The following is a 13,829-nucleotide window of genomic DNA, read 5'->3' as shown; positions in this document are numbered from 1 at the left end:
TCTTTCCGATGTACCTCGAATAGAGGCACCTCGAAAAGAGGTAGCATGAGAACCCGGCCCCCGACAAGCGCGAAGGAGAGGTGCCCGGTGCTGGAGCTGTCGATCCTGGGCTTCCTGTACGAGAAGCCGCTGCACGGCTACGAGCTGAAGGAGCGCATCCAGGGCCTGAGCGGCCACGTCCGCCCGGTCAGCGACGGCGCCCTCTACCCCGCCATCACCCGCCTGGTGAAGAACGGCCTGGTGGACAGCCGTACGGAGCCGGGCGCGAGCGCGGCCCCGCGCCGGACGCTCTCCCTCACCCCCGAGGGCCGCCGGGAGCTCCTCGCCCGGCTGCGCACCCCCAAGGACGCCGAGATCACCGACGGCCAGCGCTTCTTCACCCTGCTCGCCTTCCTGGGCCACCTGCCCGACCGGGCGGACCAGGCGGCCGTCCTCCGCCGCCGCCAGGAGTTCCTGAACACCCCGGCCAGCTTCTTCTACGAGGACGGGACCCCGGTCCGCGCCGAGCGCGAGCCCGACCTCTTCCGCCGGGGCATGCTCCGGATCGCCCGCGCGACGGGCACCGAGGAGAAGGCCTGGCTCGCCGAGGCCCTCGCCGTCCTGGAGAGCTAGCCGAGCCGCTCGGTCAGGTACGCGCGCCAGTCCGCGGTGAACTGCTCCGGCGTGGTGTCCAGGACGTCCCGGAGCGCCTTCTCCACCGCGCCGTCCCGGGCCGGATGCGCGCCGACCGCCTGGTAGAAGGCGGCCAGCTTCGCCTCGCCCCAGCGGTTCGCGATCAGCTCGCAGGCCAGCCATCCGCCCTCGTAGGCCCTGGCCAGCGCCTCCGCGTCGCCGCCGAAGGCGAAGGACCGGTCGTCGGGGAGCGCCGCCGGGAGGTCGCCCGCCCGCACCGCGCGGCGCAGCTCGGGGGCGGCCTGGGCGGCGGTGCGTTCGGTCCCCCGGTAGGCGACCCAGTCGGCGAAGCCCTCGGAGAGCCAGACCGGGGTGGACCCGGTCGTCTGGACGCGGGTCGCGACATGGGTGGTCTCGTGGGTGAGGACCAGCTGCCGGCCGAAGGATCCGAGCACCGCGTACGCGTCGGGGTTCACGATCACCCGGTCCGCGGGCGCGGTCGGCCCGCCGCCCGCCCGGCCGGTCGTGACGGCCGCGATGCCGCGGTAGGAGGCGGCGGGACCGCCGAGGAGCCGGCCCATCGCCTCGATCGAGGCAGGTACGAGGACCACGACCCGGCCCGCCCAGTTCCCGTGCCAGGCGTCCCCGACCGCGGGCACCGCCCGGTCCGCCGCCGTCGCTATCTCCCGCAGCCGCGCCGCGCTCTGCCCCACGCCGAGGACGAGGCTGCGCCGGCCGGTCACCGCAGCGACCTCGCCCTGCTGCCACAGCTGCTGCGGGGCGCCCTCGGCGGCGCGGTCGCCGGTGACGTACCAGCGGCCGTCCCGCTCGGTGAGGTCGAGGACCCGCTCGGTGGTGGCGGGCCCGGAGTCGTAGCCCTTGATCCGGTAGCCGAGCTCGGCCCTGGCGGTGGCCCGCCCCTCGCCGGTCCGGTCGACGTCGGTGACCCGGTAGTGCCAGCCGCCCAGCGGGATCTTCGCGAGCCGGTCGAACTCGGTGCGCGCGGCCGGCGCGAGCGCGGGGTCGAGGCCCGCGAGGTATCCGGCCTCGTCGCGGTCGAGCAGCGCCCGCGCGTGCCGGTCGAGCAGTCCCTGGATCTCCCCGGTCGCCGGTCGCTCCGGCGCGGGGGCCGCGCATCCGGCGAGGGTCAGCACCGCGGCGAGCAGCCCCGCCGCCACGCCGCGCGCCGCTCCACTCCGCCGAACCCGCACGCACCCGATCGTACGGGGCGCCGAAGGGGCGCGGCCGGGCCCACGGGTCCGTGCGTGCTCGCCCCGGAGGCAAGCGGCGGAGAGGGAGTGCGCTAGACCCGGGTGACGGTCACGTGGGACATCATGTTCACCGGGTCGTAGCGGACCCGCGCGCCCGGGTACGGGGCGTGGATGACCTGGCCGTTCCCGGCGTAGATCGCCACGTGGCTGGCGTCGCCGCGGTACGTGACGAGGTCGCCGGGCTGCGCCTGCGAGAGCGGCACCTGCCGGCCCGCGTACCGCTGCGCCGAGGAGGTGCGCGGCAGGCTGATCCCGGCCTTGCGGTACGACCAGACCATCAGGCCCGAGCAGTCGAAGGCCGAGGGGCCGGTCGCCCCCCACACGTACGGCCTGCCGATCGCGCTGCGGGCGGCGAGCACCGCGGCGGCGGCCCGCGAGGGGCCGAGGTCGCCGAGCGGCGGCAGCGCCTCGGCGGTCGCGCCGTCGGGTCCCCCGGCGCGCTCGCCGGTGCGGGAGGCTCGGTCGTAGTCGGCGCGCTGCTCGACGGTGAGGGAGGCGAGCACCCGACGGGCCTCGGCCAGCTTCCGCTCGACGGTCCGCTTGTGGCGGGCGACCTCGGCCCGGCTCTGCTCCAGTTCGGCGAGGGCCGTGCGGGCCTCGCTGCGCTGCTGGCCCAGCCGGCGCAGCTCGCGGCGGAGTTCGCCGAGCGCGGCGCTCTGGCGGGCGGTGACCCGGTCCAGGGCGGAGGCCCGGTCCAGGTAGGTGTCGGGGTCGGAGGAGAGCAGCAGGGCGAGGGCGGGGTCGATGCCGCCGGAGCGGTACTGGGCCCCGGCGACCGAACCGAGCGCGCCCCGCATGCGGTTGACGCGCTCCTGGCCGCGGGCGAGGGCGTCCTGCGCCTGGGAGACCGTCCGGCGCAGCGCGTCCGCCTTCTCGTCCGCCCGGTTGTAGCTCTCGGTCGCCTTCTCGGCCTCCTCGAAGAGGCGGTCGACCGTGGCGCGCGTGGCCGCGGGCGTGGTCCCGGGGTCGGCGCTCGCGGGGACGGCCCCGAGGGACGCCGCCGCGGTGGCCGCGGCGGCGGCGGCGGTGAGGACGGTGACCCTGACGGGTCGGCGGTGGGACGCCACGAATCGCGCTCCGTTCGGCTCGACGCTGACTGGCGCGGCAGACAGTAGCCGCTGATCAGCCCTCCTCCAACGAAGCCGCCGGGCACACAAAGTGACGCCCCGCCGGAGAACACAGGTCACCGGCGGGGCGTCAGGTCAGTGCGCGTCGCCGCGAACCACCCGTTCGGGCGGCATGGCGCGGCGTTTCGGAGTGCGTCAGATACGGACGCCGAACATGAAGCCACCGATGGTGTTCATGGACTCGTAGCGGACGAAGGCACCCGTGTACGGGGCGTGCAGGACGGTGTTGTTGCCCGCGTACAGGCCCACGTGCGACAGGCCGTTGAAGAAGACCAGGTCGCCCGGCTTGAGCTGGCTGCGGCCGATCTTCACACCGTCGTTCTGCTGGGTGTAGGTGGTGCGGGTGAGGCCGACGCCGGCCTGGCCGTAGGCCCACTGGGTCAGACCCGAGCAGTCGTACGAGTTGGGGCCCTCCATGCCGGAGGCGTACGGCTTGCCGATCTGGGTGGCGGCGGCGGCGAGAGCGGCGGCACCGCGCTGCGAGGCCGGGACCTCGTTGCCCAGGTCGACGCGGTCGCCGGCGGCGCGGCTGGCGCGCTGCTCCTGCTGGCGCACCTTGGCGCGCTCTTCGGCGGTGAGGGTGTTGAGGAGCTGGCGGGCCTCGGCCAGCTTGCCCTGGAACTTCTTCTTCTTCTCGCCGAGGGTCTTGCGGACGTCCTCGAGGTCGGCCAGCTTCGTGGTGGCCTCGGCCCGCTCCTGGGCGAGCGTGCGCTGCTTCGCCTGGATCGAGGTGAGGACGTCGGCCTGCTGGGCGCTCAGCTGGTCGATCGCGGACGCCTTGTCGAGGTAGGTGTCCGGGTCGGCGGAGAGGAAGAGCTGCAGCGCCGGGTCGATGCCGCCGGAGCGGTACTGGGCACTGGCGACCGAACCGATCTGGTCGCGGAGGGTGTTGAGCTCCTCCTGACCGCGGGCCACCTTGTCCTGGAGCTGGCCGATCTCCTTCTGCAGCTTGCCCCGCCGCTCCTCGGCGAGGTTGTACTGCTCGGTGGCCTCCTCGGCCTCGTGGTTCAGCTTGTCGACCTTCGACTTGACCTCGTCGATCTTGGGCTGTGCGGGGGCCGCCTGCGCTCCGGACTGGGCGGAGAGGGCGACGGCGGCGGCCGCTGCCGCGGTGAACACGGTCACACGGGTACGGCTCGGCTGCTTGGGTCGACGGTGGGACGCCACGAAGGCGAGCTCCTTCTTCCTCGAGCCGCCCAACCGGTCAGGGGCAGGCGGTTCCTCCGCCGCCACCCCGGATGGGTGATCAACCGCGCGAAGGTTCGAAGCCCGACCCTAGTGACCAAGTTGTGATCAGTTCAAATCCCGCTGGCAAAAATCTCGCCCACGCACCACTTTATTTACATACATCACACGGCCAGTGATGGGCACTTGACCGTGCGCCACCCACAATTCGGGCATAGCGCCCAGGACTTGCGATGTGTCACGAGAGGCGCGAAAGCCGCTTCAGCAGCAAGGCGGACGTCACCGGCCGCGCCCCTGCCTTCGCGACGCCGTCGGCCACCTCGCGGTCGGTGGAGACCACCACGACCGGCCGCCCCGGCGGCTCCGCCCGGACCAGCTGCCGGATCAACTCGTCCGCCGTGACGCCGGGCTTGGAGAACAGCACCCGCACCCCGCGCGGCGGCGCGAGCAGCACCGGGGCCGCCAGCTCCGCCCCGTCGAAGACACAGGTGACCTCGGCGCCGGAGCGGGCCGCGAGCGCCGAGAGACTGCCGAGCAGCCGCAGCCGCTGCTTCTCCAGCGGCATCGTCGGATAGCCGGTCTTGGTGACGTTGTAGCCGTCGACGACCAGGTGCGCCTGCGGCAGCGCGAGCAGCTGGTCGAGCAGCGCCGGATCGGTCTCGGAGAGCGCCCGCGCCGCGATGTCCTTCGGGGACATCCGCCCCGGCTCCACCGCGTCCACGGTGTCCGCCGGGTGCACCGAGACGGGCGGCAGCGCGAGTTCGCGGCGCAGCCCCTGGGCCGCGTCGAGGACCGTGTCGAGCAGCAGCCGCAGCCGCATGTCCTCCACCGAGCGGCCCTCGCGGGCGGTCCTGCGGCTGGCCTCCAGGGCCGCCTCGACCTCGCCGAGCCTGGCCTTGAGCCGCCGCGTCTCGCTCTCGGCGGCCGACACCTGCGCCGCCGACTCGGCCCGCGCGGCCTCGATCTCGCCCTGGACCTTGCGCAGCGCGGCCTCGCCGCGCTTGACGTCGCTCTGGGCGCTGCGCAGCTTGCGGTGAAGCGATTCCGCCTCCTTGCGGGCGGCGTCCAGGTCGTGCCGGAGCTGCTCGGTCTCGCCCCGGGAGCGGTCCTTGGCGGCGGCGAGCTCCTCGCGCAGCCGCTCCAGCTCGCGCCGGCCGGCCTCGTCGGCCCGCTCGGCGTCGGCCCGCTCGGCCTCCTCGCCGGCGGCGGCGACGAGCTTGACCCAGCCGGGCGGGCGCAGCACGTAGGCGGCCGCCGCCACGTCGACGGGGTCGGCTGCCGCGGGCGGGGTGCCGGCCTCCACGGCTCCGGCCAGCTCGGGCTGGCCCTGCTTGAACCGCTCGCCGATCCGCTGCCGGAAGAGGGCGTCGGTGTCGAGCGCCGCGGCCATCGCGTTGCCGGCGAACCTGGCCCGCCGGCTCGCGGTGAAACGGGCGTACTGCCTCAGGGGCGCGGGCAGCTCCGCGACGGTGAGCCCGCCGAAGGCGTCCGCGACCAGCGCGACGACCCGCCGCCGTACACCTTCCGGCAATGGGTGGTCGAGCGTCTCGGCAGCGTCACCTGCCGCGCCGGCCGGCTCACCACCGTGCGCGGGCTGCTCCACGATCCGTCACCCCTATGTCGTCCGCGCCGTCCCTCAGGAGGCGGCGCCCGGCCTGTCCACCAGTTCGATCTGGTCCACCGCGTTGCACCAGCGGCAGCGGACCGACTCGATGGTCTCACTGACCACCTGCCGCTCCTCGACCGTCGGGTCGCCGGCCAGGTCCAGATGGACGTACTCCACGACCTTCGAGGAACGGGTCACGTCGAAGCGGGTCAGGTTGCCGCAGAGCGTGCAGCGCCAGCGGGTCTCGTCGGTCGGCAGGGGAACCGTCGTCATCGGTCCATCCTTCTTCCTGTTGCGTGGTACCAGGTGCGGGAGCCGCGGTGCGCCGTCGAACTGCGGTCGGTTTTGCCCGTAACCCTACGGCCTCCCGGGGAGAGCGGGGCACGGCGAGGCACTCTGTCCACATGGACCCCGGTACGCCATGATCTGTCCATGATCGACTGGCGAGGCGCGGTCCTCGGTGCCTGGCGGGGCGCCCGCAGCGGACCCACGGTGACGTACGGACTGATCGCCGCGTGCTGCCTGCTCTTCGTGATCAGTCCGGTCGCCGGACTCAATCCGGTGTACGGCACGGGCGACGAGCTCCTGGCCGCCCAGGGCGCCTACTTCCGCCGCTGGGGCGTCGTCCCCGACGAGCTGACGGGCGGCGAGCCGCGCGCCCTGCTCACCCCGCTGACCGCGCTCTTCGTCCACGGCAGCTGGCTCCACCTCCTGGGCAACATGCTCTTCCTCTACGTCTTCGGGGCGATGGCCGAGGAGCGCATGGGGCCGGTCGAGTTCTGCCTCTTCTACCTGGGGACCGGCTACGTCGCCCTGTCCGGGTACGCGCTGGCACACGCCGACAGCGACCAGACCCTGGTCGGGGCCTCCGGGGCGATCTCCGCGGTGCTCGGGGCCTTCCTCTTCCTCTTCCCGCGCTCCCGGGTCACCAGCCTCTTCCCCTTCCTGTTCTTCCTGCCGCTGCGCTTCCCCGCCTGGATCGTGCTGATCTTCTGGTTCACGCTGCAGTGGATGGCCGCGCGGGCGGCGGGCGCGGGGCCCGGCGTCGCCTATCTGGCCCATGTCGTGGGCTTCTCCGTCGGCTTCCTCTACGCCTGGGGGCGCTTCCGCGGTGGGGATAGAGTGAAAGCCCAAGCCGCGGCGACCGAGGGAGAAAGCCAGCCGTGATCACCGCGATCGTGCTCATCAAGACCAGCGTGGACCGCATCCCCGAGATCGCCGAGTCGATCGCCGCGCTCGACAGCGTCAGCGAGGTCTTCTCGGTCACCGGTACGTACGACCTGATCGCCATGGTCCGGGTGCCGCGCCACGACGACCTGGCGGACGTCATCCCCGGCCGCATCAGCAAGATCCCCGGAGTCGAGGCCACGGACACGCACGTCGCCTTCCGCACGTACTCCCAGCACGACCTGGAGGCGGCGTTCGCCATCGGCCTGGAGTCCTGACACCGCGCGTGGCACGGCCGAAGGGGGCCTCCCGACCGGGAGGCCCCCTTCACCCGTACGAGTGAGCGATCAGCCGCGGTCCGGGACGCAGCGGCCGTCCTCGGTGCGGTACTTCCACTGCGCGCCGTCCCGGACGAGCTCCTTGACGGCGCCGACGAACCGCTCCACGTGCTCGTCCGGCGTACCGGCGCCGAAACTCACCCGGATGGCGTTCAGGGACCGCTCCCCCGGGGCCGCCTCGGGGGCACCGCACTCGCCCGGGTCCTGCGGGTCGCTGCCGAGCAGGGTGCGGACCAGCGGGTGGGCGCAGAAGAGGCCGTCGCGGACGCCGATGCCGTACTCGGCGGAGAGCGCGGCGGCGAAGTGGGAGCTGTTCCAGCCCTCCACGACGAAGGAGATGACGCCCACGCGGGGCGCGTCGTCGCCGAAGAGCGAGAGGACGCGAACCTCGGGCACCTCGGCCAGGCCCTCGCGCACCTTCGCGATCAGGTGCCGCTCGCGGGCGACGAGGGAGTCGAAGCCGGCCTCGGTGAGCGCCTTGCAGGCGGAGGCGATCGAGTAGACGCCGATGACGTTCGGCGAACCGGCTTCATGTCGGGCCGCGGTGGTGTGCCACTCCACGTCCACACCACCGTCGGCCCGACGGGCTACCTTGCGGGACGCTCCACCGCCCGCGAGGTAGGGCTCGGAATCCTGCAGCCAGTCGGCGCGGCCGGCGAGCACGCCGGAGCCGAAGGGCGCGTACAGCTTGTGCCCGGAGAAGGCGACCCAGTCCACGTCCAACTCCTGCACGGAGACGGGGTGGTGGGGCGCGAGCTGGGCGGCGTCGAGCACGATCCGGGCGCCGTGCGCGTGCGCGGCGGCGGCCAGCTCCGTCACCGGCCACAGCTCGCCGGTGACGTTGGAGGCGCCGGTCACGCAGACGAGGGCGGGGCCGTAGGGGTCGCGTTCGGCGAGGGCGCGCTCCAGGGTCTCGACGGCCTGCGCGGGGGTGCGGGGCGCGTTGAGGTAGGTCACGCGGGCGTCGCGCCAGGGCAGCAGCGAGGCGTGGTGCTCGGTCTCGAAGACGAAGACCTCGCAGTCGGCCGGGATGGTGGCGGCGAGCAGGTTGAGCGAGTCGGTGGTGGAGCGGGTGAAGACGACCTGGTCGCCGGGGCGGCAGTCGAGGAACTCGGCGACGGTGGCGCGGCTGTTCTCGAAGAGGTCGGTGGAGAGCTGGGAGAGGTACCCGGCGCCGCGGTGGACGCTGCCGTAGTAGGGGGCGTACGCGGCGACGTCGTCCCAGACCCGCTGGAGGGCCGGCGCGCTGGCCGCGTAGTCGAGCGCCGCGTAGGTCACCTCGCCGCCGGTGACGAGCGGGACGGTCACGTCCCGGCCGAGGACCGGGAGCGGGGCGGCGCAGCAGGGGTCGGCGGACTCGGCGGCGGTGTCGACGGTGGCGGTGGCGGCGTTCGGGCATGCGGACATGGCGGTATCTCCCGGCATAAAAAGGGCGCGAAAAGGCGTGAAAGGGCCCGCGGGGCGGCAGCGCGCGAAGGGCTGCGCCGCACTACGGGTGGAGAGGGGAAGAGGGGCCGAAAGGGCCCTAACGCATTCGCTTGCTCACGAGACAACGCTCCCTAGAGGACCAAGGACCCCAGGGTTAGGCGCAGGGGTCCGCGCTTGCCGCAGGCTTCTGCTCGTACGGCCTGGTCTTCACCCGGGGCACCCCGCCACGGACGGAGGGTTGCCGGACAGCCGGCCGGGGCCTTGCAGCTGTCACTCATGACCTGTTCCAGAACTTATGCCAGACGATCAATACGCCGCAACCCCGTCCCGGCATCCGGGACGGGGTCGCAATGCTCCGTTCATACGACCTCAGGCGTTGCTGGCGGCGATCCACCGCTCCAGGGAGCGGCGGGCCGCGCCGGAGTCGATCGATTCGGCCGCCTTCGCGATGCCGGCACTCAGCTGCTCCGCCAGGGTGCCCGTGCCGGGATCCAGGGCGGTGAGCGCCGCCGCCGCGTTGAGCAGCACCGCGTCCCGTACCGGACCGGTCTCCCCCGCGAGCAGCCGGCGGGCCACGTCGGCGTTGTACGAGGCGTCGGCGCCGCGCAGGGCCTCCAGGGGGACGAGCTCGATGCCGACGTCCCGAGGGTCGAAGCGCTCCTCGGTGACGCCGCCGTCCTTGACCACCCAGACCCGGGAGGTGGAGGTGGTGGTCAGCTCGTCGAGGCCGTCGTCGCCGCGGAAGACGAGGGCGGAGTTGCCGCGCTCGGCGAAGACCCCGGCGACGACCGGCGCCATGCGCGGGTCGGCGACGCCGACGGCCTGGGCCCGCACCTTGGCCGGGTTGGTCAGCGGGCCGAGGACGTTGAACGTCGTCCGGATGCCCAGCTGGCCTCGGGCCGCGGCGACGTGCCGCAGCGAGGGGTGGAACTTGACCGCGAAGCAGATGGTGATGCCGGCTTCCTCGGCGACCTCGGCGACCCGCCGCGGGGTGAGGTTCAGGTTGATGCCGAGCTTCTCCAGGACGTCGGAGGAGCCGGAGGCGGAGGACGCGGCGCGGTTGCCGTGCTTGACGACCTTGGTGCCCGTGCCGGCGACGACGATCGACGCCATCGTGGAGATGTTGACGGTCTTGGCGCCGTCGCCGCCGGTGCCGACGATGTCGACGGCCGGTCCCGGCACCTCGATCGTGTTGGCGTGCGCGTACATGGTCCGGACGAGGCCGGTGATCTCCTGGACGGTCTCGCCCTTGGCGCGCAGCGCCACCATGAACCCGGCGATCTGGGCGTCGGTCGCCTCGCCGCTCATGATCAGGTCCATCGCCCAGGCGGTGTCGTCGGCGGACAGATCGTTGCCGTCGAGGAGGCCGTTCAGCAGGACGGGCCAGGAGCGGCCCGCCGACGTAGGTCCTCCAGCGGGGGTCGCAGCGCTCATGGCAGCTCCTGATGATCACGTGACGGATACACACCCACCCTATCGACCTCCGGGGACGGCAAAGAGCCCCGTCCATCGAATGGACGGGGCTCTCGCCGTGGCGACCTACAAGGTCAGGTGTTCAGGGTGATCAGTGGTGGCCGTGGCCGCTCTGGATCTCCTTGTACTCCTCGACCGTGGGCTTGGCGATCTGGCTGTCGTCGCCGTAGTAGCCCTTGTTGAGCTTGACCCGGAGCTTCTCCATGCGGCCGATCTTGCGCTCGACGCCGTTCTCGTCGACGGCCGGCGGAAGCTCGGCGGCCTCGTACTGCTCGTGCGCCGTGAGGCGGTGCAGCTCGCCCTGGCTGAGCGGCTCGTGGACCTCGACGAACTCACCGTGCGGCAGGCGCTTGATGATGCCCGACTCGCGGCCGTGCAGCACCTTGTCCTTGTCGCGGCGCTGGAGGCCGAGGCAGATCCGCTTGGTGGCGATGAACGCGATGACCGGACCGGCGAAGAAGAAGATCCGCACGAACCAGGTGATCGAGTTGAGCGACAGGTGGAAGTGCGTCGCCCAGAGGTCGTTTCCACCACCCACGAGCATGATCATGTACGCGGTGATCCAGGCGACACCGAAGGCGGTGCGCGTCGGAGCGTTGCGCGGGCGCTGCGCGATGTGGTGCTCGCGCTTGTCGCCGGTGATCCAGGACTCGATGAACGGGTAGACCGCGATGGCCGCGAGGACCGCCGGGAAGATCGCCAGCGGGATCATCACGCCGAGGACCAGCGTGTGGCCCCACAGGTTGATCTCCCAGCCCGGCATGACACGGATCAGACCCTCGGCGAAGCCCATGTACCAGTCGGGCTGGGCGCCGGTGGACACCTGGTCCGGGCGGTACGGGCCGATGGCCCAGATCGGGTTGATCGAGGCGATCGCCGCGATGACCGCGATGACACCGAAGACCAGGAAGAAGAAGCCTCCGGCCTTCGCCATGTACACGGGCAGCAGCGGCATGCCGACGACGTTGTTGTTCGTCCGGCCGGGGCCGGCGAACTGCGTGTGCTTGTGGACGAACACCAGGATGAGGTGGGCGACCACGAGGCCCAGCATGATGCCGGGGAGCAGCAGCACGTGCGCCGAGTAGAACCGGGCGACGAAGTCGCCGCCGGGGAACTCGCCGCCGAACAGGAACATCGACAGGTACGTGCCGAGGACCGGCACGGACAGGATCGCGCCCTGCATGAAGCGGACACCGGTGCCGGAGAGCAGGTCGTCCGGGAGCGAGTAACCGGTGAAACCGGTGAACATGCCCAGGAAGAACAGCAGGAAGCCGAACAGCCAGTTGATCTCACGCGGCTTGCGGAACGCGCCGGTGAAGAACACGCGCATCATGTGCACGAACATGCCGGCGAGGAAGATCAGCGCCGCCCAGTGGTGGATCTGCCGGATCAGCAGACCACCGCGCACCTCGAAGGAGATGTGCATGGTCGAGTTGAACGCCTCGGACATCAGCTGTCCCTGGAGCGGGACGTACGGTCCGACGTACTCCACCTCGTTCATCGACGGGTGGAAGAACATCGTCAGGTAGACGCCCGTCAGGATGATGATGAGGAAGCTGTAGAGGCAGACCTCGCCCAGCATGAAGGACCAGTGGTCCGGGAAGATCTTCCGCATGTTGGCCTTGGCCAGCGTGTAGATCCCCAGGCGGCCGTCGGCCCAGTCCGCGACCCGCTCGCCGGCGGGCGCTTTCTTCGTTTCGGTCACGGTGCTCATCCGCGCTCCCAGAAGGCAGGACCGACGGGCTCGTCGAAGTCGCCGAGCGCCTCGAGGAAGCCCTTGTCGTTCACGCCGATCCGCAGCTGCGGGAGGGCGTGACCGGCCGGGCCGAAGATGACGCGGGCGCCGTCGGAGAGGTCGAAGGTGGACTGGTGGCACGGGCAGAGCACGTGGTGCGTCTGCTGCTCGTACAGGGAGATCGGGCAGCCCACGTGGGTGCAGATCTTCGAGAACGCGACGATGCCCTCGTGGGACCACTCGAGCTCGCGCTTGTCCTTGATGTCCTCCGGCTGGATCCGGACGATCATCAGGGCGGCCTTGGCGATCTCGGTCTGGAAGTGCTCGTCGTGCTCCGAGAGGCCCTCGGGCATCGCGAAGGTCAGCGAACCGACCGCGACGTCCTCGGGACGCAGCGGCTCGTTCGTGTTCATGTTGATGAGCTGAAGACCCTTGGCCCACAGCGTGGACCGGAGCTTCTTCTCGGGCAGCGGGCCCATGTCACGCAGCAGCACGATGCCGGAGAGCGGCACGAGCGCCAGCGCGCCGAACATCGTGTTGCGGATGAGCTTGCGGCGGCCCATGCCCGACTCCGCGGCACCGGCCGCGAAGTCCGCCATGACCTTCGCCTTGACCTCGGGCGACGCCTGCATCGGGTGACGCTCGTCGGCGACCTCGACGTCGGACATCAGGGTGCGGGCCCAGTGGACCGCGCCCGCGCCGATGAAGAAGAGGGCGGCACCGAGGGTCAGACCCAGGGCGAAGTTGAGCGCGGACACGTGGCCGAAGGGCCAGATGTACACGATCTTGTCGACCGGGAAGATCACGTACGAGGCGATGAAGCCGACGGTGGCCAGCATCGACAGCGTGAACATGAAGGCGACCGCACGCTCGGACCGGCGGGCGGCCCGCTCGTCGATGTCCTGGATGCGGGGCTTGTGGGGCGGGAGGCCCGGGTCGGCGAACGGGTCGTCGGCGACCTTCACCGCGCCGTGCGCGGTGTCCTGCCCTGCCGGCAGGGTCTCTTCTGGAATCTCTTGGCTACTCATGACTTCTTGGCCTTAGCGGTGTGGGCCGCGACCCAGATGGCAACTGCGATCAGCGCACCCAGGCCGAAGACCCAGGCGAACAGGCCCTCGCTGACGGGGCCGAGGCCACCGAGCTTGAAACCGCCCGGGCTCTCGGACTTGTCGCTGTTGACGGCCTGGACGTACGCGATGATGTCCTTCTTCTCCTTCTCCGGCATCGTCGTGTCGGGGAAGGACGGCATGTTCTGCGGGCCGGTCTGCATGGCCTCGTAGAGGTGCTTCGGGTCCACGCCCTCGAGGGACGGGGCGTACTTGCCGTAGGTCAGCGCGCCACCCTCACCGGTGAAGTTGTGGCACTGGGCACAGTTGGTGCGGAACAGCTCGCCACCCTTGGCGATGTCGGCACCGTCAGGGCTGTACTGGCCCTCGGTCGGCTTGATCGGGCCGGCACCGAGGGAGGCCACGTACGCCGCGAGCTGGTCGATCTCAGCCTGCGTGTAGATGGTCGGCTTCTTCGGGACCTGGGCGCCCGGCTGCTGGGCCGGCATACGGCCCGTGCCGACCTGGAAGTCCACGGCGGCCGAGCCCACGCCGACCAGGGAGGGGCCGTCAGTGGTGCCCTGACCGCCGGTTCCGTGGCAGCTGGCGCAGCCGACGGAGTAGAGCTTCTTGCCCTCCTCGATGGCGAGGGACTGGGCGGTTTCATCGGCCTTCGCCGTGCCCGCGGGCGCGAACGCGGCGTACAGCCCCCCAGTGGCCGCCAGCGCGAGAAGTAGGACGACGACCGCCGCCAGCGGATGGCGTCGTCGTGCGGAGAGCTTTTTCACGGATTACCCCGGTGTCAGGATCTTCTGCGTCGATGCTTGCTGGATGTCTCGGT

The 13,829-nt window shown here is 71.5% G+C and carries 13 protein-coding genes and 1 riboswitch; of the genes, 3 read left to right on the top strand and 10 right to left on the bottom strand.

Going from position 1 to position 13,829, the window contains the following annotated elements; all coding sequences use genetic code 11:
- The first annotated feature begins 87 nt into the window (after positions 1-87).
- Positions 88-612, top strand: a complete 525-nt coding sequence (locus tag ACFYX3_RS06240; protein ID WP_389008708.1) for a PadR family transcriptional regulator — start codon at positions 88-90, stop codon at positions 610-612.
- Here the strand turns inward: ACFYX3_RS06240 and ACFYX3_RS06235 are convergent.
- The 5 genes from ACFYX3_RS06235 to ACFYX3_RS06215 form a co-directional block, all read right to left on the bottom strand.
- On the bottom strand, positions 609-1,823 hold the full coding sequence (locus ACFYX3_RS06235; protein WP_389008705.1) for a hypothetical protein: 1,215 nt from the start codon (positions 1,821-1,823) through the stop codon (positions 609-611). The two genes, ACFYX3_RS06240 and ACFYX3_RS06235, sit on opposite strands and share 4 nt — an antisense overlap.
- Before the next feature lie 92 nt (positions 1,824-1,915).
- Positions 1,916-2,950, bottom strand: coding sequence for an NlpC/P60 family protein (locus ACFYX3_RS06230; RefSeq protein WP_389008702.1), 1,035 nt, complete (start codon positions 2,948-2,950; stop codon positions 1,916-1,918).
- Between the two features lie 195 nt (positions 2,951-3,145).
- Positions 3,146-4,177, bottom strand: a complete 1,032-nt coding sequence (locus ACFYX3_RS06225; RefSeq protein WP_389008699.1) for an NlpC/P60 family protein — start codon at positions 4,175-4,177, stop codon at positions 3,146-3,148.
- Positions 4,178-4,433: 256 nt separating this feature from the next.
- Positions 4,434-5,798 carry an NYN domain-containing protein gene (locus ACFYX3_RS06220; protein WP_389008696.1) on the bottom strand — a complete coding sequence of 455 codons (1,365 nt, stop codon included), beginning with the start codon at positions 5,796-5,798 and terminating at the stop codon, positions 4,434-4,436.
- 33 nt (positions 5,799-5,831) lie between these two features.
- On the bottom strand, positions 5,832-6,074 hold the full coding sequence (locus ACFYX3_RS06215) for a hypothetical protein (RefSeq protein WP_055644001.1): 243 nt from the start codon (positions 6,072-6,074) through the stop codon (positions 5,832-5,834).
- Positions 6,075-6,233: 159 nt separating this feature from the next.
- Between ACFYX3_RS06215 and ACFYX3_RS06210 the strand changes: the two genes are divergently transcribed.
- Together ACFYX3_RS06210 and ACFYX3_RS06205 are read left to right on the top strand one after the other, a co-directional pair.
- Positions 6,234-6,968 (top strand): rhomboid family intramembrane serine protease, encoded by a 735-nt coding sequence (locus ACFYX3_RS06210; RefSeq protein WP_359515905.1) that lies wholly within the window; start codon positions 6,234-6,236, stop codon positions 6,966-6,968.
- The gene (locus tag ACFYX3_RS06205; RefSeq protein ID WP_017238849.1) at positions 6,965-7,246 is read left to right on the top strand and encodes an Lrp/AsnC family transcriptional regulator; all 282 of its coding nucleotides are present in this window, start codon (positions 6,965-6,967) and stop codon (positions 7,244-7,246) included. Before ACFYX3_RS06210 ends, ACFYX3_RS06205 begins: the two co-directional genes overlap by 4 nt.
- Before the next feature lie 69 nt (positions 7,247-7,315).
- Here the strand turns inward: ACFYX3_RS06205 and ACFYX3_RS06200 are convergent, their stop codons facing one another.
- The 5 genes from ACFYX3_RS06200 to ACFYX3_RS06180 form a co-directional block, all read right to left on the bottom strand.
- Positions 7,316-8,713, bottom strand: a complete 1,398-nt coding sequence (locus tag ACFYX3_RS06200) for an aminotransferase class V-fold PLP-dependent enzyme (protein WP_389008691.1) — start codon at positions 8,711-8,713, stop codon at positions 7,316-7,318.
- 186 nt (positions 8,714-8,899) lie between these two features.
- Positions 8,900-9,016: riboswitch (SAM riboswitch) on the bottom strand.
- Positions 9,017-9,103: 87 nt separating this feature from the next.
- The gene (gene trpD / locus ACFYX3_RS06195; protein ID WP_389008688.1) at positions 9,104-10,168 is read right to left on the bottom strand and encodes an anthranilate phosphoribosyltransferase; all 1,065 of its coding nucleotides are present in this window, start codon (positions 10,166-10,168) and stop codon (positions 9,104-9,106) included.
- 130 nt (positions 10,169-10,298) lie between these two features.
- On the bottom strand, positions 10,299-11,921 hold the full coding sequence (locus tag ACFYX3_RS06190; protein WP_389008685.1) for a cytochrome bc complex cytochrome b subunit: 1,623 nt from the start codon (positions 11,919-11,921) through the stop codon (positions 10,299-10,301).
- Positions 11,918-12,970 carry a Rieske 2Fe-2S domain-containing protein gene (locus tag ACFYX3_RS06185; protein WP_382651770.1) on the bottom strand — a complete coding sequence of 351 codons (1,053 nt, stop codon included), beginning with the start codon at positions 12,968-12,970 and terminating at the stop codon, positions 11,918-11,920. Before ACFYX3_RS06185 ends, ACFYX3_RS06190 begins: the two co-directional genes overlap by 4 nt.
- Positions 12,967-13,776 carry a c-type cytochrome gene (locus tag ACFYX3_RS06180; RefSeq protein ID WP_389008682.1) on the bottom strand — a complete coding sequence of 270 codons (810 nt, stop codon included), beginning with the start codon at positions 13,774-13,776 and terminating at the stop codon, positions 12,967-12,969. The genes ACFYX3_RS06185 and ACFYX3_RS06180 overlap by 4 nt, the downstream gene beginning before the upstream one ends.
- Positions 13,777-13,829: the final 53 nt, after the last annotated feature.

It is taken from the genome of Streptomyces sp. NPDC002463 (assembly GCF_042889835.1).
Classification (GTDB): domain Bacteria; phylum Actinomycetota; class Actinomycetes; order Streptomycetales; family Streptomycetaceae; genus Streptomyces; species Streptomyces nymphaeiformis.
Note: the sequence above shows the minus strand (reverse complement) of the source record. Positions and strands in the feature narration are given on the sequence as shown.

Bases quoted from the DNA above. Each gene is read 5' to 3' on its own strand.
- ACFYX3_RS06215 (WP_055644001.1), bottom strand. From the start codon at position 6,074: ATGACGACGGTTCCCCTGCCGACCGACGAGACCCGCTGGCGCTGCACG.
- ACFYX3_RS06210 (WP_359515905.1), top strand. From the start codon at position 6,234: ATGATCGACTGGCGAGGCGCGGTCCTCGGTGCCTGGCGGGGCGCCCGC.
- ACFYX3_RS06200 (WP_389008691.1), bottom strand. From the start codon at position 8,713: ATGTCCGCATGCCCGAACGCCGCCACCGCCACCGTCGACACCGCCGCC.
- trpD (WP_389008688.1), bottom strand. From the start codon at position 10,168: ATGAGCGCTGCGACCCCCGCTGGAGGACCTACGTCGGCGGGCCGCTCC.
- ACFYX3_RS06190 (WP_389008685.1), bottom strand. From the start codon at position 11,921: ATGAGCACCGTGACCGAAACGAAGAAAGCGCCCGCCGGCGAGCGGGTC.
- ACFYX3_RS06185 (WP_382651770.1), bottom strand. From the start codon at position 12,970: ATGAGTAGCCAAGAGATTCCAGAAGAGACCCTGCCGGCAGGGCAGGAC.